The following is a 20026-nucleotide window of genomic DNA, read 5'->3' on the forward strand; positions in this document are numbered from 1 at the left end:
GCGGGTCACCAAGCGGTCGGCGACGGGCCACGGAACGGTCGGCGATGGATCACGGATCGATGCGCCGATGGCGGGAGAGGAGGCGGTGGCGTCCCGCCATCAAACAACACTTATGGCGCTCGTCCGGCTCTCCGGAAGTATGAGCGAGACCGAGACGCCGGCCGACGTGACGGTCGTCCTTCCGGACGGATCAGCCCTCCCCGTACCGAAGGGATCGACAGTCGAGGACGTCGCCCACGAGATCGGTCCCGGGCTCGGCCGCGACACGGTCGCGGGGAAGATCGACGGCGAGCTCGTCGAGAAACACGCGACGGTCCACGACGGGGCGCGGATCGAGATCGTGACCGACCAGAGCGACGAGTACCTGCAGGTGCTCCGCCACTCGGCGGCACACGTCTTCGCCCAGGCGCTCCAGCGGCTCCACCCGGCGGCGACGCTGACCATCGGGCCGTACACCGACGAGGGGTTCTACTACGACGTGACCGACGTGGACCTCGACGAGGACGACCTCCGAGCGATCGAGGCGGAGATGGACGCGATCATCGAGGCCGACTACGAGATCGAACGCGTCGTCCGGTCGCGCGAGGAGGCGCTCGAGATATACGCCGACAACGAGTTCAAACGCGAGATCCTCGACGACGAGGCGTCCGACGAGGAGGTCACCTTCTACCGGCAGGACGGCTGGCAGGACCTCTGTCGCGGACCCCACGTCGCGTCGACGGGCGAGATCGGTGCGGCGAAGCTGTTGGAGGTATCCGCGGCCTACTGGCGCGGCGACGAGGAGAACGAGACGCTGACGCGGGTGTACGGGACGGCGTTCGCCTCCGAAGCCGACCTGGCGGAGCACCTGGAGATGCGGGAGGCCGCCGCCGAGCGCGACCACCGCAAGATCGGCCAGGAGATGAACCTGTTCTCGATCCCGACGGTGACGGGGCCGGGGCTCCCGCTGTATCACCCGCCGGGCAAGACCGTGCTGCGTGAGCTCTCCGACTTCGCGGCGGCCCTCAACCACGAGCACGGCTACGACGAGGTCGAGACGCCACACCTGTTCCGGACGGAGCTGTGGAAGCGGTCGGGCCACTACGAGAACTACCAGGACGACATGTTCGTCCTCGACGTCAACGACGAGGAGTACGGGCTCAAGCCGATGAACTGCCCGGGCCACGCGACGATCTTCGACCAGCAGTCGTGGTCGTACCGCGACCTCCCGCAGCGCTACTTCGAGAACGGGAAGGTGTACCGGAAGGAGCAGCGCGGCGAGCTCTCCGGGCTCTCGCGCGTCTGGTCGTTCACGATCGACGACGGCCACCTGTTCGTCCGCCCCGACCAGATCCGCGCGGAGATCGAGTCCGTCATCGAGATGATCTTCGAGGTCGTCGAGACGCTCGACCTGGAGGTCGACGTCGCGCTGGCGACCCGTCCGGAGAAGTCCGTCGGCAGCGACGAGATCTGGGAGTCCGCCGAGGAACAGCTCCGCGAGGTGCTCGAGTCGGGCGGCTACGACTACGACGTCGAGCCCGGTGACGGGGCCTTCTACGGCCCGAAGATCGACTTCGGCTTCGAGGACGCGCTCGGGCGCGTCTGGGACGGCCCGACGGTCCAGCTCGATTTCAACATGCCCGAGCGCTTCGATCTGACGTACACGGGCGAGGACAACGAGGAGCACCAGCCCGTCATGATCCACCGCGCGCTGTACGGCAGCTACGAGCGCTTCTTCATGGTGCTCATCGAGCACTTCGACGGCAACTTCCCGCTGTGGCTCGCGCCCGAACAGGTCCGGATCCTCCCCGTCTCCGACGAGACCCTCGGCTACGCCCACCGGGTGAAGAACGCCCTCGACGACGCGGGGTTCCGCGCCGAGGTCGAGGACCGCGACTGGACGGTCGGCCGGAAGATCCGGCAGGGCCACGACGACCGGCTCCCGTACATGGTGATCGTCGGCGACGACGAGGCCGACGCGGGGACGGTGTCGGTCCGCGACCGCTTCGAGAACCAGCGCGGTGACGTCGGCCTCGACGCGTTCGTCGACCACCTCGTCGCCGAGCGCGACGAGAAGCGGGTCGAACCGGACTTCGTCGCCGAGTAGTCGCTGAGTAGTCGCCGGCGAGGCGCTTCGGGTTCCGCCGTGTTTTTGACGGTGCCCTCGGTAGGGGGTCGCATGACCGACGCATCCGACGCGACCCACACAGGCGACGCGGACGACGCACCCGACGTCGGCGAGCTGACGCCGCCGGATCGAACGCTGATGGGCCCCGGCCCGAGCGAGGTGCACCCGCGCGTGCTCCGGGCGATGAGCACGCCGCTGGTCGGCCACCTCGACCCCTCGTTCGTCGAGATCATGAACGAGGTCCAGGAGCTGTTACGGTACACCTTCCGCACGGACAACCAGTGGACGATCCCCGTGTCGGGCACCGGGTCGGCGTCGATGGAGGCCGCCATCGGCAACCTCGTCGAGCCGGGCGACACGATGCTGGTGCCGACGAACGGCTACTTCGGCGGCCGAATGGCGTCGATGGCCCGTCGCGCAGGCGGCGAGGTCGTCGAGGTCGACGCGCCGTGGGGCGAGCCGCTCGACCCCGTCGACGTCGAGGCCGCGTTCGACGAGCACCAGCCGGACGTGTTCGGGTTCGTCCACGCGGAGACGTCGACGGGGGTCCTCCAGCCGGGCGTCCCCGAACTCACGTCGATCGCCCACGACCACGACGCGTACGTGATCGCCGACTGCGTCACGTCGCTCGGGGGTGTCGAGATGCGCGTCGACGAGTGGGACGTCGACGTCGCCTACTCCGGCCCGCAGAAGTGTCTCTCCTGTCCCCCGGGCGCGAGTCCGCTCACGCTCAACGACCGGGCGATGGACAAGGTGCTCGACCGCGAGGAGGAGCCCCGATCGTGGTACCTCGACCTCTCGCTGCTGGAGGGATACTGGGGCGACGAGCGGGCGTATCACCACACCGCGCCGATCACGAACGTGTACGCGATCCGCGAGGCCCTCCGGCTCGTCGCCGAGGAGGGGATCGAGGCGCGGTGGGACCGACACCGCGCCGTCGCCGGCGATCTGAAGGCCGGGTTCGGCGAGCTGGGGTTGGAGATGAACGCGCCGGACGACTACTGGCTCCCGAGCCTCAACGCGGTCCGGGTCCCCGACGGCGTCGACGACGGCGCGGTCATCGACCACCTGCTCACGGAGTACGACCTCGAGATCGCTTCCGGGCTCGGCGCGCTCGCCGGCGACGTCTGGCGGATCGGCTGTATGGGTTACTCCGCACGCGCACAGAACGTCGAGTTCCTGCTCGCGGCGCTGGAGGACGCGCTCGCCGAACAGGGTCACGTCGCGTAGTCGGGGCCCGTTCCGCGGGACGCACAGAAAAGGATCGCTTCGGCGGTCGAGACGGATCGCTTCGGGGATGAACCGGGTCGGTGATCGGTCCGGATCCGGTCAGTGCGCGGGTTCCTCGGCCGGGGCGCGCATGTCGTCGATCCGGAGGATGAGGACGTTCGCGGTGTCGTCTTTCCCGTCGACGGTGCCTTTGACGACGAGCTTCGAAAGCGGGGTCGGGCCGACCGTGACCGAGTCGCCCTCGTGGAAGTCGCGGACGGAGCCCTGGACGTGGATCTCGGCGCGGCACAGCTCGGGGTGGTGGACGCTGGAGAGGTCGATCCCGTCGACGTTGACTCCCTCGACGTTCTCGCCGTTGTGCTGGATCGGGACGTCGGCGGGCTCGTCCATCCGCTGGATGTCGAGCGCCTCGTACGCGTTCGACGTCGGCTTGTAGCCGCCCTTCGGGCCGGGGACGCCCTCGACCAGCTGGAGGGCCTTCAGGCTCTGCATCTGGTTCCGGATCGTCCCGGGGTTGCGGTCGACTTCCTCGGCGATCGCCTCGCCCTTGACGGCGTCTTCCTCCTCGCCGTACAGGTTAATGAGCGCCGTGAGTATGGTTTTCTGACTCGACGTGAGCTCGATCGATGACATACGTCGAATTACAGGGCCATCCCGCTTAAACCCGATGGAACGTCGTTTAAACCGTGGCCCGACCGGTTCCGTCCGCTTCGCCGTTCCCTCGCCCGCTGCCTCGTGATCCCTGTCGAGCACTCCCTTCCCGCGTGATTCGTGGTCCGGACTTCACTCCCCGGACCGAAGCTCACGGAACCGGAGGTACGCGACCGGGCTCGAGAGCACCACGACGACCCCGAGGACGACGAACACGAGCGCGGCGTCGCCGACGACGAGCGAGAGGCCGAACCCGGCCAGCGCGAGGACCGCGCCGGTGAACGCGACCGCGATCATCGCGCCGGCGGGGTCGATGTCTCCCGGATCGACGTTTTTCGGATCGATGTCCCGTCCGTCGCCGTCCGTCCCTCCCATACGCGTCGCTGGGGGCGACCCGACGAAACCGTGTCGGATCGTCGACCCGGAGGGTCGCTCTCGAGTCGGTTGGATCCTCCCGAACCGGCGGACATCGTTCCGAACCGACGGACACCCTCCCGAACAGCGCGGATCCCCCACCTTGAAGCGGTCGCGTCTCGCCCGATCACGTATGCGAACAGTCAGGATCATCGGCGCGCCGACCGACTACGGAGCCAATCGACGTGGGGTCGACATGGGCCCCTCCGCCATCAGATACGGCGGGCTCGCGGACGAACTGTCGGACGCCGGGGTCGAGGCGGTCGACGCCGGCGACCTCCACGTGCCGCGCGCGGAGGAGCGCGACCCGGACGCGGAGCCGCCCAGCGCCGGCGACGCGAAGTTCCTCCGGGAGACCGCGGACGTCTGTGGCCGGCTCGCCGACGAGGTCTCCGGAAGCCTCTCGGCGGGCGAGACCCCGCTCGCGCTCGGCGGCGACCACTCCATCGCCATCGGCTCGCTCGTCGGGTCCGCCCGCGAGGCCGACATCGGTGCGGTGTGGTTCGACGCGCACGCCGACCTCAACACGCCCGGGACGACCCCCTCGGGGAACGTCCACGGGATGCCGCTGGCGGCCGCGCTCGGGATCGGCGAGTTCGCGGGCGTCGAGTGGGCCAACGCCCCGCGGCTCTCGCCCGAGAACGTCGTCCTCGTCGGCCTCCGGTCGGTCGACGAGGCGGAGGTCGAGCTGATCCGCGAGCGGGGCTTCACCGCCTACACGATGTCCGACATCGACGAACGGGGGATCACGGACGTCACCGAGGAGGCGATGGCCGCGGCCAGTGAGGGCGTCGACGGCGTCCACGTCAGCCTCGATCTGGACTGGCTCGATCCCCACGAAGCCCCCGGAGTCGGGACCCCCGTCCGCGGCGGCGTCACCTACCGCGAGGCACACACCGCCATGGAGATCGTCCACGAGGCCGACTGTCTGCGGTCGATGGAGCTCGTCGAGGTGAACCCGACGCTCGACCAGCACAACGAGACGGCGGAGCTCGCGACGGAGCTCGCCGCGAGCGCGTTCGGAAAACGCGTGTTATAAGGGATTGACAGAGCGGGCGCGCAACGAGGCGACACACCGCCAAGAGGGACGCCCCGAAGGAACACGCAACGAAGGGGCCCGATCGCGAACGGAGATCGATCGCGAACGGAGATCGATCGCGAACGGAGACCGATCACGAACGGAGACTCCGAACCGCGGCGTGACCGGCACAACCGCCTTATCCGTCCGAGCCGAAGGGTGGGTATGAGCGACGGGAAACCCGCGGACGTCGACCGAACCGAAGGATCCGGCCCGGCTGACTCGGCCGATCTCACCGACGAGGAGTGGCGAGACCGACTCACCGACGAGCAGTACCGGGTGTTACGCGAGAGCGGGACGGAGGCCCGTTTCTCCGGGGAGTTCGTGGACCACGAGGCGGACGGGACGTATCGCTGTGCCGCCTGCGGTACGGTCCTGTTCGACTCGGCGACGAAGTACGAGTCCGGCTGCGGCTGGCCCGCGTTTTACGCCGCCGAGGACGGGTCGGTGACGAAGACGCTCGACACGAGCCACGGGATGCGCCGCACCGAGGTCCGGTGTGCGAACTGCGACTCCCACCTCGGACACGTGTTCGACGACGGGCCGGAACCGACCGGGAAGCGCTTCTGTATCAACTCCGTCGCGATGGCGTTCGACGACGACGCCTGAGTTCCGCCGCCACCCGCCTCGGGTCGCCCCGTCGAGACCGAGGCACGCGAACGACGGATCCGGACCTTTTACCGCGCCGCCGGCCGACGGTCGGATATGAACGTTCGCGACTTCGCACGGAGGGCGGGGATCGTCGCCTGTCTCGCCACGGTCCTCGTGCTCGCCGCGCCGTACGCGGTCGTCTCCGAGCAGGAGGGACTGCTCGTCGCCTACTACGCCTCGGGGCCCGTGGGGGCTGCCGGGGTGGGGCTGTTCGCGCTCGTGAGCGCCGTCGTCTTCGCTTCCGTCGAACGCGGGAACGTTGACCCCGGAACGCTCGCGGGGGTCGTCGTCGTGTTGGGGGTCGCGACGAGCCTCCTCGCGGTCGTCTGGTACCTCGCCATCGACCCGACCGTGCTGTTCAGCTTCCCGCAGGAGTACCGGTGGCTGGAGTGGCACGCGCCCGTCGTGGTCGCGACGTCCCTCCCGATCCCGGTCTGTGCTGGACTGTACGCACGGGATCTGTTCGCGTAGCAGTTCGGGATCGGATCGCGTGAGGGCCGAGCCCGTTCACGGGTGACGGAGGGCGATCGGAGGACGACGATCGGAGGACGACGATCGAACGACCGTAACCGATCGACCCGGACGCGACGTCGGAGCGCGCGAGCGAAAGGCCCTTAAGTAGCACCCGTGTACGCTTGGGTGGACTAGGTCGGGCGGTTAGGCCCCGCTCGTCACCCGTGAGGCAGTCTTCAGCGGGGACCGAACACCGGGCACGTCCGGTCAGACCGGCACGGGCCTCGGGAGCCAACGTGGAAGCCTCGTCCGACGGGGACAGCGGCCCACTGCGCCCGCTCGCAGGAGCGGTCCGTCGTGGTTCGTCGGCGGTAACGGGTCAGGCGCGGAAGCGAGCAGCCCATCGCCGGACGCCAGTCGCTCGTCGGATCGCGGGGTGGAGAAGGCAACCGGGATACCCCGTGTCGGAACGCCGGGCAAGCCCGCTCGTCCACCATTCATACGCGTTTTCAGACTCCCGAGAGCGACCGTTTTACCGCCCGTTTCCGACCTTCGCCTCGACGTACCCGTACCGGAAGCCGTGGTACGCGGTGAGAAGGACCAACACCCCGATCGAGAGCAGGGCGGCGAGGAACACCTCGCCGAGGACCCGTCCCTCGGTGAGCAACACCGTGAAAACCAGCGTCAACAGGAGCAGTCGGCCGAGGTGCTCGTCGAACCGGATCCGTGGGATCAGGGAGGGCACTATCCGGGCTTCCGCCGGGTCACGCAAAAAGACTGGTATCGGCGGCGATCGCGGCGGCCTTCGACGACCTCACCACTCCGAGAAGCCGCCCTCGACGAGCGTGTCGGCCTGCACGCCGATGTACTCGCGTTGGGTGCCGTGGACCGCCTCGGTGAACGTCTCGCCCGCGGCGAGCCGTGACCGGACCCGATCGCGTTTCCAGCTCGCGGGCGTGACGCCGTTCTCGACGCGCCAGCGGAGCGGCGCGAGCCACGAGGCCGCCTCGGACGCCGAGCAGCCGGCCGTCCGCAGGCCGGCGGCGGCGTGGTCGAGCAGGTCCCCGTAGAGCCGTTCGGTGTCGTGCGTGCGCTCGCCGTCGGTCGCGATCCACTCGAGGTCGGCGTCGAGGCCGTCGGCGACCGCGCGGTAGAAGTTGTCGCGGGCGACCGTCCAGTCGAGGCCGGCGACCGGGTGCTCGTGGCGCGGGAGCGCCTCCATCAGCCCGGCGAAGGCGGCCTGGAACGCGATGGAGTCGCGGACGGTCGGCTGGGCGGCGATCGGACGGAACTCGATCCTGGCGTTCGCGCTCGACCGGCTCGATCCCTCGAACACCGGGCGAACCCACCGCCAGTAGGTGCCGTGTTTGGTTCGGAACGTCGCGAACGCGTCGTCGAACCGGCTCGAGCCGTCGTCGTCGGGCATCGGGACGATCGTCTCGTCGCCGGCGATCCGGTCGACCGCCTCCTCGACGTCGTGGAGGTCCGCCGGGAAACACACCTTATCGGCGTCGGTGCGGGCGTTGAGAACGGACTCGAAGACGTGGATCCGGTTGCCGTGGGCGCCCTCCGCGAGGACGCGCTCGCCGTCCCATTCCTCGTCGTAGAGGTCGGGCGGGAAGAACGGCGAGTTGACCCCGAGCGCGAGCAGCGGCCCCGCGACCCGGAGCGCGTACCGGAAGTACTGCGGGAGCGCCGCCGCCTGCGCCGTCTGGTAGTGCGGCTGGATCGACGTGATCAGGCTCTCGGGCATCACCGTGTCGGCCGGCAGCGACACGCCGGGGGCCTCCAGACGGACCTCGCCGGAGCCCTCGGTGTCCGTGTTCGCCATCGCGTGATACCGCACGGAGTCGCTCATGTTCGCGGCGACGGTGACGCCGTCGACGTCGACGCTGTCGGTCAGGTAGTCGCGGGCGGTCTCGCCGGCCGGCGGGATGGTCCAGACGCCGTCGGAGACGAGCCGCATTCCCTCGACGCCCGCGGTCTCCTCGGCGGCCTCCAGCCGGGCACGGACCTCCGCGAGCTGCGCGCGCAGGCCGTGGTCCGACAGCGGCTGCGGGCTCGTCGACATCTCCGCGTTGTGGAGCCCGAGCTCCTTCTCGAACCCCATCAGCTCCAACAGCCGCCGAGGGACGCGCATCAGGGCGTAATCGCCCGCGCGCGACTCCTCGCTCCAGCGTCCGTCGGCGACGGCGTAGAACTCGTACTCGAAGCCGACGATCGACTGCTGGTTGTCGAACGCGCCGTCCCGGATCCCGCGTTTCACGACCTCGGCCTCGTCGGCGGCCCGCGTGGCGAACGCGTCCAGGTCGACGTCGAGGGCCTCACGAACGCCGTCCGAGATCGGCGAGTCGGTGCTCATTGCCCGGTCGACGGCCCCGCACAGTAAAAAGGGCGGCGACAGTCGACCGGTTCGGGGCGTGACACCAGCACACGTCCACCGACAGCGCATATCCGCCGACAGCGCACGTCCGCCGACAGTGCACCTCCGCCGACAGCGCACCTCCGCCGACAGTGCACCTCCGCCGACAGCGCACCTCCGCTGACCCCCACCCGCATCGGGGCGCTTTTGAGCCCGGATGGCGGATCCGTGATATGGAGTTCTCGGCGTTCGCGGACCGAATGGAGCGGCTGGAGGCCGAGCCCGCGGACCTCGAAACGACGGCGGCCGTCGCGGCGCTGTTCGTCCGCGCCGACGACGAGTTGGCGACCGTGACCCGGTTCCTGCTCGGCCGGGTCTTCCCCGCCCACGACACCCGAACGCTCGACGTCGGGCCCGCGACCTGCCACGAGGCGATCGCCCGCGCGGCCGGCCCGAACGTCGGACGGTCCGACGTCGAGGCGCGGCTCGCGGCGGTGGGCGAGATCGGCGCGGTCGCCGCCGACTACGAGTTCGGCGGCCAGCGGGGGCTGTCGGCGTTCGCGGGCGGGACCGACGGGCTCACCGTCGCCGAGGTCGACGCGACCCTCCGCGAGCTGGCGGCGGCCGACGGCGACGGCAGCGAGTCCCGGAAGGTGGAGGCCCTGTTCGGGCTGTTCAATCGGTCCGAGCCCGCCGAGGCGACGGCCCTGGCACGGCTCGTGCTCGGGGAGATGCGGATCGGCGTCGGCGAGGGGACCGTCCGGGACGCGATCGCGGAGGCGTTCCTCGCCGACCGTGGGACGATCCCCGACGAGGACGCTGAGGAGGTCCCCGTCACGTACGCCACCGACGCGGACGTCTCGGTCGTCGAGCGCGCGCTGCAGGTGACGAACGACTACGGCCACGTGGCGACGCTGGCCCGCGAGGAGGGCGTTGACGGGCTCCGCGAGGAGCGACTCGTCGTGGGTCGGCCGGTCCAGGCGATGCTGGCACAGGCGGGGACCGCGGGCGACGCGCTCGCGGAGTTCGATTCGGTCGCCGTCGAAACGAAGTTCGACGGGGCGCGCGTGCAGGTACACTACGTCCCGCCGGACCGCTCCCCACCGGACGGGTCGACCCCGGCGGAGGGGCTCGGGCCGCGGCTGTACTCGCGGAACATGGACGACGTGACCGACGCGCTGCCGGAGATCGTCGAGTACGTCGCGGACCGGGTCGACGTCCCGGTCATCCTCGACGCCGAAGCGATCGCCGTCGACGAGCACGGCGATCCCCTCCCGTTTCAGGAGGTGCTCCGCCGGTTCCGTCGGAAACACGACGTCGATCGGATGCGAGAGGCGGTCACGCTCGAGTTACACGCGTTCGACTGCCTCCATCTCGACGGGGACGACCTGCTCGACGAGCCGCTCCGGGCCCGCCACGACGCGCTCGTCGAGGCCGTCCCCGACGCGGCCGGGACGCTCCGGATCGCGGACGACGCCCCGACGATCGAGGGGATCGAGGCGGCGGCGCTGGAGGCGGGTCACGAGGGGATCATGCTGAAGGACCCGGCCGGGGCGTACACCCCGGGCGACCGCGGGCGGAGCTGGCTGAAGCGGAAGCCCGACGTGGAGACGCTCGACGCGGTCGTCGTCGGCGCGGAGTGGGGCGAGGGGCGGCGCGCGGAGCTGTTCGGAACCTTCCTGCTTGCGGTACGCGACGGCGACGACTACCAGCCGATCGGGAAGGTGGCGACCGGGATCTCCGACGCCGAGCTCGCCGCGCTGACCGACCGGCTCGAACCGTCCGTCGTCGATGGCTCCGGAACGACGGTCAGCTTCCGTCCCGAAGTCGTCTTCGAGGTCGGCTACGAGGAGATACAGACGTCGCCGACGTACGCGTCGGGCTACGCGCTTCGGTTCCCCCGGTTCGTCGGCGTCCGGGAGGACAAGGACGTCGACGACGCGGACACCCTCGACCGAGTCGAGCGGCTCGCCGAAGGCACCGACGCCGGTCCGGATCGCCGGGGCGATAATTGAAAGGGGTGGCCGTCGTACGGGACACGATGGGATCGGATCCGACCGTCGTGATCGTCGCCGCAGACGCGGAGCGCGGAGCCGCGGCCGGCGACGCGCTCGGGTCCGTCACGAGCGACCTCGTGTCCGTCGAAACCGCGTCGGAGGCGGTCGCGGCGCTCCGCGACCGCGACCGCGACGAGCATCCCGCCGACGCGGTCCCGGTCCACGTCGTCGTGGTTGCGGCCGCAGGGGGCCAAGGCGTGATCGGGTCGGTCGAGACGCTCATCGAGGCCGATCACGCGGTGCCGATCGTCGTGTACGCTGAGGGGCTTTCGGGAGGGACGCTGCGTGAACTCCTCGCGAGGGAGCACGTGGACTACGTCCCGGCCGACGCCCACGGGGCGACCGATCTGCTCGCGGCCCGAGTGCGCCGTGCCGTCCTCGACCGACGCGATCGACAGCGCAGGGCCGAGGCGCGCGAGCGGACGCCGTCGATGCTCGACGACGTTTCGGAGGCCGTCTTCGTTCTCAACCCCGACCGACACGTCGTCTACTGCAACCGCGCGGCGGAAGGACTGTTCGGGCGCGGACGCGAGGAGGCGCTCGGCCGTCGACTCGACACGTTCGCGCGGACCGACGACACCGCCTTCGAACGGGCGATCCAGGGGGCGCTTGACCGGGGGGAGGTCGTCGCCTTCGAGGCGGAGGTCGACGGGACACACTACGACGTCCGGGCGTACCCGATCGCGGCCGGGCTGTCCGTGTTCGCCCGCGACGTCACGGAGCGACACGAGCGCCACCGACTGTTCCAGGCCGTCTTCGGCGGTGCGATGGACGCGATGCTGATCGCCGACGACGACGGGCGGTACGTCGACGTCAACGCGGCCGCGGTCGAACTGGCCGGCGTCGGGAGCGTCGACGACCTCGTCGGGCGCTCGATCGAGGAGTTCGCCCCGCCGGAGTACGACGTCGCCGCCGCCTGGGCGCGGTTCCGCACGTCCGACCGGGACCGCGGGCTCTTCCCGTTGGTTCGGGCCGACGGCGGCCGTCGCGTCGTCGAGTTCGCGGCAACGCCGAACGTCGTCGAGGGGCGACACCTCTCCGTGATCCGCGACGTGACCGGTCGGGAGGGGTATCCGGCTTTCGACGCCGTCGTCGAGGACGCGGCACGGGCGACGGGGGCAAGTGGTCGGTAGCCGGGGAGGGATCGGTAACCTGGGGCGGATCGGTAGCCGAGGACGGATCGGTAGCCGAGGAGAATGGGGCGTACTGACACGACGTGCCCCGATCGATGGGCACTCTCAAGGGCTCGTGGACGGATCGTCGGGTATGACCGTTCGTTACGACGGCCTCACGGTCGAGTGGCTCGGGTACGCGACCGCGCGCGTCGAGACCGACGACGGGTTCGTCGCGTACACCGACCCGGGGCGGTACGGCGTGCTGGACGACTACTGGGCGCGCGACGGCGACCTCGTCGTCGTCACCCACGACCACCACTACGATTCGGACGGGATCCGCTCGGTCGCCGCCGCGAACGCGACGCTCGTGATCTACGAGGCCGTCGACCCCGCGGGGATCGACCGCGACGTGGAGTCGATCGAGGCGCTGGCGGCCGACTACGACGTCGTCCGCGTCGACGACGAGTCGCGCGTCGACGTCGGATCCCGCGTCGACGGCGCGTCCCTCGACGCGACCGTCTGGTCGGTGCCCGCCCACAACGAGCCCGACGGCCCCTGTGCCGACGAGGACGGCTCGGTCCCGCACCCGCCGGGCTTCGGCTGCGGGTTCCTCCTGTCGATCGGGGACCGGACCGTCTTCTGGCCGGGGGACTCGGACGCGCTCGACGGCTTCGCCGAGCTCGAGGTCGACCTCTTCCTCGGCAACATCGGCGGCGGCGGGATCGTCTCGGACCGCCACGAGACCGCCGCCCTGGCCGAGCGGATGGGGCCGGACCTCGTCGTCCCGATCCACTACGACACGTTCGACGCGCTGGCGGCGGACGGCGGGGCGTTCGCCGCCGACGTCGCCGCGCGCTCGATCCCGGTCGCGCTCGACGAGCGCTCCGCGAACCAGTAGGCGGCGCGTCCCCGGAGCGCGGGGAATCGTTTTCCCGGTGGGAGCCCTACGCCCGGACATGTACGTCCGCGACGCCAAGAACCGGGACGAGGCGTGGTTGTTGGACGAGATCGAGCGCATGGGCCTCGACGAGGCCGCCTTCCGCTCGCGCGACTACGTGATCGCGGTCGACCAGGAGTCGGGCGACCGGGCCGGCTTCGGACGGCTGCGGATCCACAAGCCCCGGAGCGACGCGGCTGACGGGAGCGCCGACGGGGACCGGGACGCCGGCGAGGACGCTGACGCCGACGGGGAAGTCATCGAACTCACCGGGATCGGCGTTCTCGAGACGTGGCGGGGCTGTGGCGTCGGCGCACACGTCATCGAGCGGCTGGTCGACACCGCCGCTGCGGACGGTTTCGAGGCCGTCTACGTCCTCACGGACCAGCCCGACTACCTGGCGCAGTTCGGGTTCGATCCCGTCGCCGACGACGCGCTGCCCGCCGTGCTGGTCGACCGGCTCGGGGAGAAGCGCGAGACGGTCTCGGACGACGTCGTCGGGCTCCGGATCGACGTCGACGAGTTCGCCATGACCGACCGCCTCCGCGAGGCGTTTAAATCGGCAACGCCGGGCACCGACGCGGACGAGCCGGACGCGACCGAATCGCCGGAGGACTTCGGGATCGACCCGGAGACGGCGACGTATAAGTACGATACCGGCAGGTGACGGCGACGTATAAGTACGATACCGGCAGGTGACGGCGATATATAAACAGGACATCGACAGGTGACGGCAGTATATATAAGGCACCGACAAGCGACGGCGGCCGGCGACCGCCGACCCGGCCACTTATCGGCGTCCCGTCCGATCCGCGGGGTATGGACCCACTGATACGTGCCGCCCGCGACGCGCTGGCGGACGCCTACGTCCCGTACTCCGACTACCGGGTCGGTGCCGCGCTCTTGACCGCCGACGGCACCGTGTACACGGGCTGTAACATCGAGAACGCGAACTACTCGAACAGCCTCCACGCCGAGGAGGTCGCGGTCGCGGAGGCGGTGAAGAACGGCCACGACGGGTTCGAGCGGATCGCCGTCACCTCCGGCGTCCGCGACGGCGTCACCCCCTGCGGGATGTGCCGGCAGACGCTCGCGGAGTTCGCCGACGGCGACCTCGAGGTCGTCTGTGACGAGGGCGACGGGGAGACGACCGCGTACACCCTCGACGAGCTGTTGCCGAACACGATCTCGCTCGCGACGCTGGAGGACGCGAAGGCGGAGTCGGAAGCGGAAACGGAGACGAAGGCGGAGGAGTCGGGGGAATGACCGGGGACAGCGAGGACCCGAACGCGGAGGTCCAGTACCACGTCGAGGTCGGTCCCGGCGACGTCGCCGACGCCGTCCTCCTCCCGGGGAACCCCGAGCGCGTCGACAAGGTCACGGCGCTGTGGGACGACCACGAGGAGGTCGCACACCACCGCGAGTACCGCACCGCCACGGGGACGTACGACGACACTCCGATCTCCGTGACGTCGACCGGGATCGGCTCGCCGTCCGCCACCATCGCCGTCGAGGAGCTGGCGCGGGTCGGCGTCGACACGTTCATTCGGGTCGGCTCGTGCGGGGCGATCCAGCGGGGGATGGAGGTCGGCGACCTCGTGATCACGACCGGGGCCGTCCGCCAGGAGGGGACGAGCGACGAGTACGTGCGCGAGGACTACCCCGCGACCGCGGACGGCGAGGTCGTCTCGGCGCTCGTCGCCGCCGCCGAGCGGCTCGGCCACGACTACCACACCGGGATCACGATGAGCGCCGACTCCTTTTACGCGGGGCAGGGTCGCCCCGGCTTCGAGGGGTTCCGCGCGGCCGGCTCCGAGGCGCTCGTCGAGGAGCTTCAGGCCGCGAACGTGAAGAACGTCGAGATGGAGGCGTCGTCCATCCTCACGGTCGCCAACGTGTACGGGCTGCGCGCGGGCGCGGTCTGTTCGGTGTACGCCAACCGCGTGACCGGCGAGTTCCGAACCGAGGGCGAGTCGCGCGCGGCCGAGACCGCGAGCCTGGCGGTGGCGCTGCTCGCGCGGATGGACGAGGTCAAACGCGAGGCCGGCGCGGACCGGTGGCATGCGGGGCTCACCTTATAAGGCGTCGTCCTCGATGGCGCGTCGCCCTCACCGACGCGTCTTCGCGTCGCCCCCGCTGACGCGTCTTCGCGTCCCGGAACGAACGTCGCAAAACCGATCGCGTGGATCCCGCTTCGATCGCGGATCCTCGATGAACGATGACCGGGGACCGGGAACGGTTTCAAAGCGTCTTTATCCACGGACTGCCGACCGACACGCATGACTACTCAGGTCGTCGTCGTCGGCTCCGGGTACGCCGGTGCGGGGACGGTGAAGGCGTTCGAAGACGAGGTCGGCGAGGGGGAGGCCGAACTCACCTGGATCGCCGAACACGACTACCACCTCGTCTTACACGAGGTCCACCGGGCGATCCGGAACCCGTCCGTCGAGGAGAAGATCACGATCCCCGTCGAGGAGATCAAGTCGCCCGAAACCGACTTCGTGCAGGGCCGGGTCGTCGACGTCGACGTCGACGAGCGGGCCGTCGAGACCGACGACGGGACGACCGTCGACTACGACTACCTCCTGCTGGCGGTCGGCTCCTCGACCGCTTTCTTCGGCATCGACGGGCTCCAGGAGAACGCCCACCAGCTGAAGGGACTCGACGACGCGAAGGCGATCCACGACGACGTCCGCGCGGCCGCCGCGGAGGCGACCCAGTCGGACCCCGCACAGGTGCTCGTCGGCGGGGCGGGCCTCTCGGGCATCCAGACCGCCGGCGAGATCGCCGAGTACCGCGACAAACACCGCGCGCCGATCGACATCGCGCTCATCGAGGGGATGGACGAGATCTTCCCGGGGCAGGACCCCGAGATCCAGGGCGCGCTCCGCAAGCGGCTGGCGGAGGCCGACGTCGAGATCCTCACCGGCGACTTCATCTCGCAGGCCGACGAGGAGCACGTCTTCCTCGGCGGCGGCGAGGGCGAGGACCCGACGAAGCTCCCTCACGACGTCCTGATCTGGACCGGCGGCATCACCGGCCAAGACGAGATGCGGAACGTCGAGATCGACAAGGACGAGCGCTCGAACCGCGTGTACGCCGGCTCCGATTTCACCACGAGCGACGAGCGCGTGTTCGCGATCGGCGACACCGCCCTCGTCGACCAGGGCGACGACGAGGTCGCCCCGCCGACCGCACAGGCCGCCTGGCAGGCCGCGGAGGTCGCCGGCGAGAACCTCGCGCGGGCCGCCCGCGGCGCGCCGCTACAGTCGTGGCGACACGAGGACAAGGGGACCGTCGTCTCGGTCGGCGAGAAGGCGGTCGCCCACGACGTGATGGGGATGCCGATATCGACGTTCGGCGGCACGCCCGCGAAGCTGTTGAAGAAGGCCATCGCCACCCGCTGGATCGCGAAGGTCTCCTCGACCGGTCGAGGGATCAGCGCGTTCGGCGACATGTAGGTCGTCCGAACATCAGCTCATGAGGGCCGGTCCGGGCCGCTAGCGACCTGCTATCGCCTCTCACACGACTTTTTCGTATCCGGGGAGCGACCGTGTCGGTATGACCGACGCGTTCGGCCGGGCGATCCGCGATCACCACCGCGGGGAGCGAACCGAACCGCTCCTCCACCGCGACGGGTGCGAGACCGTCGAACACCCCATCGAGTCGTACTACTTCGCCGATTTCGACCCGTCGACGGGACTCCACGAGTGGCTGTCGTCGTGGCTGCAGGGGCCGCTCGTCGACCTCGGGGCCGGGACGGGGCGACACGCGCTCCACTTCCAGCGACGGTTCGAGACGGTGGCGATCGAGCCCAGCCCCGCGCTCGTCGAGACGATGCGGGAACGCGGCGTCGACGACGCGCGCGAGGGAGACATGTTCGCGCTCCGAGAGACGTTCGCCCGGGACCGGTTCCGCTCCGCGCTGTCGAACGGTACCCAGCTCGGGCTCGCGGGGTCGATGCGGGGGCTCTCGGCGTTCCTCGGCGATCTCGCGTACGTGACGACGCCCGACGCGACCGCCGTCGTCGACTGCTACGACCCGGACCACCCCGCCACTGCCGACCTGATCGGCTACCGCCACGACCCGACCCCGGGACTCGCACACCGAGTGATGTACTTCGAGTACGACGGCGATCGGGACCCGATCTACCAGCTTCGGCTGTTCAGCCCCGACCGGCTCCGGGAGGCCGCGATCGGGACCGGCTGGACGGTCGCCGACGTGGTCCGTGGCGACGACGGGAACGCGTACCACTACCGGGCCGCCCTACGGAAGGAGTGACACGGCGGAGCCCTACGGAAGGAATGAGGCCGCAGGCCGTCCTACTGAAGGAGTGACTCGGTGGGGCCTTACGGACGGAGTAACGACGGCGGGAGTCGGGCCGCTACCACGTCGTCAACGCCTCCCGACCGTGGTCGTGCGCCAAGATCGCGAGGAGCGCGAGCACGCCCGTGATCGCGAACGCCCCGCCGACGTAGAACACCGCGTCCATGCTCACCTCGACCATCAACCAGCCGGCGATCAGCGGTCCGGCGACCGAGCCGGGCCGCCAGACGAGCTCGCGGATGCCGAAGCTGGAGGCGATCCCGCCTTCGTCGGTCCCCTCGTCGGCGAACAGCGCCATGCTGGCCGGCTCGCGGAAGGAGTCGGCGACGCCGAGCAGCCCCGAGAGCGCGACAAGCGGGAGGTACGCCGGCGGGAGGTCGCCGAGGAACGGGAGCGTCACGTCGGCTCCGAGGAGGCCGCCGATGGCGGGCGCGAAGGGGATCGCGAGCGCGATCAGCCCGTACGCGCCGCCGCCGGCGAAGACGAACAACGACCGGCCGTAGCCGTCGGAGAGCCGTCCGGTGAACAGCTGTCCGACCATGTTCGTCCCCTTTTCGGCGGTGACCGTGATCGCGACCGCGGTCGCGCCGACCGCGAGCCCGCCCGCGAGCATCGACGTGCCGGCGTAGATCGGGATCCACGTGCGGACCATCGTCACGGCGAAGGAGTACTGGACCCGGAAACTCGTTATCGTGAGGATCTTCCGGTTGACCGCGAGATCGGAGAACGGGAACCCCTCGATCCGCGTCTCGTCGTCGTCGAGGAAGCTCCACGTGACGACCCACGCGAGCACCATCATCCCGGTGATGGCCGTGAAGACGGGACCGAACCCGACCATGTCGTACACCACGCCGGCCGACAGCGATCCGACGATGGAGGCGGCGAAGGAGGCGGCGTTCGCCTTCCCGATCTTGTCCGCACGCGTCCCCACGTCGGCGATCTGGCCGACCAGCGACAGCGTCATCAAGGACGCCCCGGTGACGACGAGTCCCTGAAGCGCGCGGATCGCGATGAACGAGCCGGACGAGTCGACGAGCGGGAACAGCGCGTACACACCGGCCCCGAGCGCGAGCACGACGAGGAGGACGGTCCGCTTGTCGAACCGGTCGCCGGCCCACGCCAACGGGATCACGGCCGCGGTCTGTGCGAGCGTGTACCCGGTCGTGTACATCCCGATGATCAGCCCCGCGCTGACGGTGACGCCGAGCACCGTGGTCGCTTGCGGATCGAGCGTGTTGATGTACGTCGGCAGCAGGACCAGCAAGGTGACGAACCCGAACCCCTCGGCGAACCGGGTGAGGTAGAGCGACCAGAACTGCGACCGCTTGTCGGCGTTGCTCACGATCGAACCCCGCCCACCGGTCGCAAAGCGATTCCGGTTCGGAGGCGGCCACGCCGGGGGCGAGCCCACGACTTTTCACCGTGGCCGTCGACCGTGGCTGTATGGGCGACCCCGCCTGCGACCGACGGTTCTGCCCGGCGTGTGACGCGCCGGCCACGCGGCTCGACGACGCGTGCCCCGACTGTGGCACGCGGCTGCCCGAGTGACACGCCTCGTGGCTGGAGCGACGCGTCCCGTGTCCCGAATGACACGTCCCGTCGCCGGAACAACGTCCCCGACGCGAGCGTCGCGAGGGGACCAAACACTGACCGGCCGGGACTCACGACCCGTTCGGTTCCGCGTCGGCGTCAGCGGTGTCGACCTCGCCGTCAGCGTCGGCGTCGAACGCCTCGACCAACGCACCGTGTGCACGCCCGTTCGAGGCGACGAGCCCCGTCGCACCCGGCCGCCAGCGGTCGCCGTGGACGTCAGTCACCCTCCCGCCGGCGGCCCTGACGAGCCTGACCCCGCCGACCGTGTCCCACGGCGAGAGTTCGACGGTCGACACCGCGGCGTCGACCTCGCCGCTCGCCACGCTCGCCAGCGCGGCCTGCGCGCAGCCGATCCGCCGGAAGTCACCGAACGAGTCGAACACCGTCTCCATCACTCGACGGTGGTGCCGGCGATGACGGTCTGAGAAGCCGAAGATCGGGTTGATCGTGAGCGAGCCGGGATCCGACCGGTCACTGACCCGGATCGGGTCGCCGTTCCGTCGAGGAACCGCGTCGGCGACGTCGTCCGCGGGCGACGCCGTTCCTTCGTTCGCCGCACCTTCATTCGCCGCACCTCCGTCCGCCGCAGCGTCCGGCCCGGGCGGCCCGACGACGTAGGCGTCGCCGACGACGGGGAGCCGCGTGACCGCGGCGACCGGCTCGCCGTCCCGCGTCGCCGCGACCGCGACCGCCCAGATCGGGCCGCCGCCGACGAAGTTGTTCGTCCCGTCGATCGGGTCGACGACCCACGCCGGGCCCCGGTCCGGGACGCGTTTGCGCGCGTCCTCCTCCTCGCCGACGAACGGGGCGTCCGAGGCCGCCGCGAGCGACTCGCGGACGCGACGCTGGACCGCCCGGTCGACCGCGGTCACCCGGTCGAACCGCCCGGTCTTCGTCTCCACGTCCAGGTCCGTCCGGAACCCCTCGAGCGCCACCGCCGCGCCCGCCGCCGCGGCCGCGTCCAGCGCGTCGACGAGCCGTTCGTTCTCCATACGCGTCGCTGTGACGGCGCGTCGGGAAACCCTATCGGGATCGCCGCGGCCGAGCCGAAG

Annotated in this window: 20 protein-coding genes and 1 other RNA gene; 15 read left to right on the forward strand and 6 right to left on the reverse strand. The window is 70.2% G+C overall.

Annotated features, from left to right (window positions below; translation table 11 throughout):
• Positions 1 to 112 precede the first annotated feature (112 nt).
• A complete protein-coding gene (thrS, locus tag GRS48_RS06210) occupies positions 113 to 2086 on the forward strand; it encodes a threonine--tRNA ligase (protein ID WP_200840223.1) in 1974 nt (657 codons plus the stop codon).
• Positions 2087 to 2158: 72 nt separating this feature from the next.
• Positions 2159 to 3337, forward strand: coding sequence for an alanine--glyoxylate aminotransferase family protein (locus GRS48_RS06215; protein WP_159484635.1), 1179 nt, complete (start codon positions 2159 to 2161; stop codon positions 3335 to 3337).
• A gap of 99 nt (positions 3338 to 3436) precedes the next feature.
• Here GRS48_RS06215 and GRS48_RS06220 read toward each other — a convergent pair whose 3' ends face one another.
• Together GRS48_RS06220 and GRS48_RS06225 are read right to left on the reverse strand one after the other, a co-directional pair.
• The gene (locus GRS48_RS06220) at positions 3437 to 3970 is read right to left on the reverse strand and encodes an Rrf2 family transcriptional regulator (protein ID WP_159484637.1); all 534 of its coding nucleotides are present in this window, start codon (positions 3968 to 3970) and stop codon (positions 3437 to 3439) included.
• Between the two features lie 150 nt (positions 3971 to 4120).
• Complete coding sequence (locus tag GRS48_RS06225) at positions 4121 to 4363, reverse strand: hypothetical protein (RefSeq protein WP_159484639.1); 243 nt, start codon at positions 4361 to 4363, stop codon at positions 4121 to 4123.
• Between the two features lie 172 nt (positions 4364 to 4535).
• Here GRS48_RS06225 and rocF point away from each other — a divergent pair, with 172 nt between their 5' ends.
• The 4 genes from rocF to ffs all read left to right on the forward strand — a co-directional run bounded on the left by rocF (position 4536) and on the right by ffs (position 7080).
• Positions 4536 to 5441, forward strand: coding sequence for an arginase (gene rocF, locus GRS48_RS06230; RefSeq protein ID WP_159484641.1), 906 nt, complete (start codon positions 4536 to 4538; stop codon positions 5439 to 5441).
• Positions 5442 to 5645: 204 nt separating this feature from the next.
• Positions 5646 to 6089 (forward strand): peptide-methionine (R)-S-oxide reductase MsrB, encoded by a 444-nt coding sequence (msrB, locus tag GRS48_RS06235; protein WP_159484643.1) that lies wholly within the window; start codon positions 5646 to 5648, stop codon positions 6087 to 6089.
• Between the two features lie 96 nt (positions 6090 to 6185).
• Positions 6186 to 6602, forward strand: a complete 417-nt coding sequence (locus GRS48_RS06240; protein WP_159484645.1) for a hypothetical protein — start codon at positions 6186 to 6188, stop codon at positions 6600 to 6602.
• A 166-nt stretch (positions 6603 to 6768) separates the two neighbouring features.
• An RNA gene (gene ffs / locus GRS48_RS06245) (signal recognition particle sRNA) lies at positions 6769 to 7080 on the forward strand.
• Between the two features lie 36 nt (positions 7081 to 7116).
• Here ffs and GRS48_RS06250 read toward each other — a convergent pair.
• Both GRS48_RS06250 and GRS48_RS06255 read right to left on the reverse strand, forming a co-directional pair.
• Positions 7117 to 7329 carry a hypothetical protein gene (locus tag GRS48_RS06250; RefSeq protein ID WP_159484647.1) on the reverse strand — a complete coding sequence of 71 codons (213 nt, stop codon included), beginning with the start codon at positions 7327 to 7329 and terminating at the stop codon, positions 7117 to 7119.
• A gap of 69 nt (positions 7330 to 7398) precedes the next feature.
• Entirely contained in the window at positions 7399 to 8946 is a 1548-nt protein-coding gene (locus GRS48_RS06255) for a hypothetical protein (protein WP_159484649.1), read from the reverse strand.
• A gap of 233 nt (positions 8947 to 9179) precedes the next feature.
• Here GRS48_RS06255 and ligA point away from each other — a divergent pair, with 233 nt between their 5' ends.
• From ligA to GRS48_RS06295, 8 genes are all read left to right on the forward strand, one after another.
• Positions 9180 to 10961, forward strand: a complete 1782-nt coding sequence (gene ligA / locus GRS48_RS06260) for an ATP-dependent DNA ligase LigA (protein ID WP_159484651.1) — start codon at positions 9180 to 9182, stop codon at positions 10959 to 10961.
• 26 nt (positions 10962 to 10987) lie between these two features.
• Entirely contained in the window at positions 10988 to 12136 is a 1149-nt protein-coding gene (locus tag GRS48_RS06265) for a PAS domain-containing protein (RefSeq protein WP_159484653.1), read from the forward strand.
• 133 nt (positions 12137 to 12269) lie between these two features.
• The gene (locus GRS48_RS06270; protein ID WP_159484655.1) at positions 12270 to 13016 is read left to right on the forward strand and encodes an MBL fold metallo-hydrolase; all 747 of its coding nucleotides are present in this window, start codon (positions 12270 to 12272) and stop codon (positions 13014 to 13016) included.
• Between the two features lie 58 nt (positions 13017 to 13074).
• A complete protein-coding gene (locus GRS48_RS06275; RefSeq protein WP_159484657.1) occupies positions 13075 to 13722 on the forward strand; it encodes a GNAT family N-acetyltransferase in 648 nt (215 codons plus the stop codon).
• A 152-nt stretch (positions 13723 to 13874) separates the two neighbouring features.
• On the forward strand, positions 13875 to 14321 hold the full coding sequence (gene cdd, locus GRS48_RS06280; protein WP_159484659.1) for a cytidine deaminase: 447 nt from the start codon (positions 13875 to 13877) through the stop codon (positions 14319 to 14321).
• Positions 14318 to 15136: a nucleoside phosphorylase gene (locus GRS48_RS06285; RefSeq protein WP_159484661.1), complete on the forward strand. Its 819-nt coding sequence runs from the start codon at positions 14318 to 14320 to the stop codon at positions 15134 to 15136. Before cdd ends, GRS48_RS06285 begins: the two co-directional genes overlap by 4 nt.
• Before the next feature lie 198 nt (positions 15137 to 15334).
• A complete protein-coding gene (locus tag GRS48_RS06290; protein WP_159484663.1) occupies positions 15335 to 16516 on the forward strand; it encodes an NAD(P)/FAD-dependent oxidoreductase in 1182 nt (393 codons plus the stop codon).
• A gap of 100 nt (positions 16517 to 16616) precedes the next feature.
• Positions 16617 to 17336 (forward strand): class I SAM-dependent methyltransferase, encoded by a 720-nt coding sequence (locus GRS48_RS06295; RefSeq protein WP_159484665.1) that lies wholly within the window; start codon positions 16617 to 16619, stop codon positions 17334 to 17336.
• Between the two features lie 103 nt (positions 17337 to 17439).
• Here GRS48_RS06295 and GRS48_RS06300 read toward each other — a convergent pair whose 3' ends face one another.
• On the reverse strand, positions 17440 to 18723 hold the full coding sequence (locus GRS48_RS06300) for an MFS transporter (protein WP_321168319.1): 1284 nt from the start codon (positions 18721 to 18723) through the stop codon (positions 17440 to 17442).
• A 101-nt stretch (positions 18724 to 18824) separates the two neighbouring features.
• On the opposite strand from GRS48_RS06300, the gene GRS48_RS06305 reads away from it, so the two are divergent.
• Positions 18825 to 18929, forward strand: coding sequence for a zinc ribbon domain-containing protein (locus GRS48_RS06305; RefSeq protein ID WP_159484667.1), 105 nt, complete (start codon positions 18825 to 18827; stop codon positions 18927 to 18929).
• Between the two features lie 113 nt (positions 18930 to 19042).
• Here GRS48_RS06305 and GRS48_RS06310 read toward each other — a convergent pair whose 3' ends face one another.
• The gene (locus GRS48_RS06310) at positions 19043 to 19966 is read right to left on the reverse strand and encodes an inositol monophosphatase (RefSeq protein WP_159484669.1); all 924 of its coding nucleotides are present in this window, start codon (positions 19964 to 19966) and stop codon (positions 19043 to 19045) included.
• Positions 19967 to 20026: the final 60 nt, after the last annotated feature.

This window comes from Halorubrum sp. JWXQ-INN 858 (assembly GCF_009806985.1).
GTDB lineage: Archaea > Halobacteriota > Halobacteria > Halobacteriales > Haloferacaceae > Halorubrum.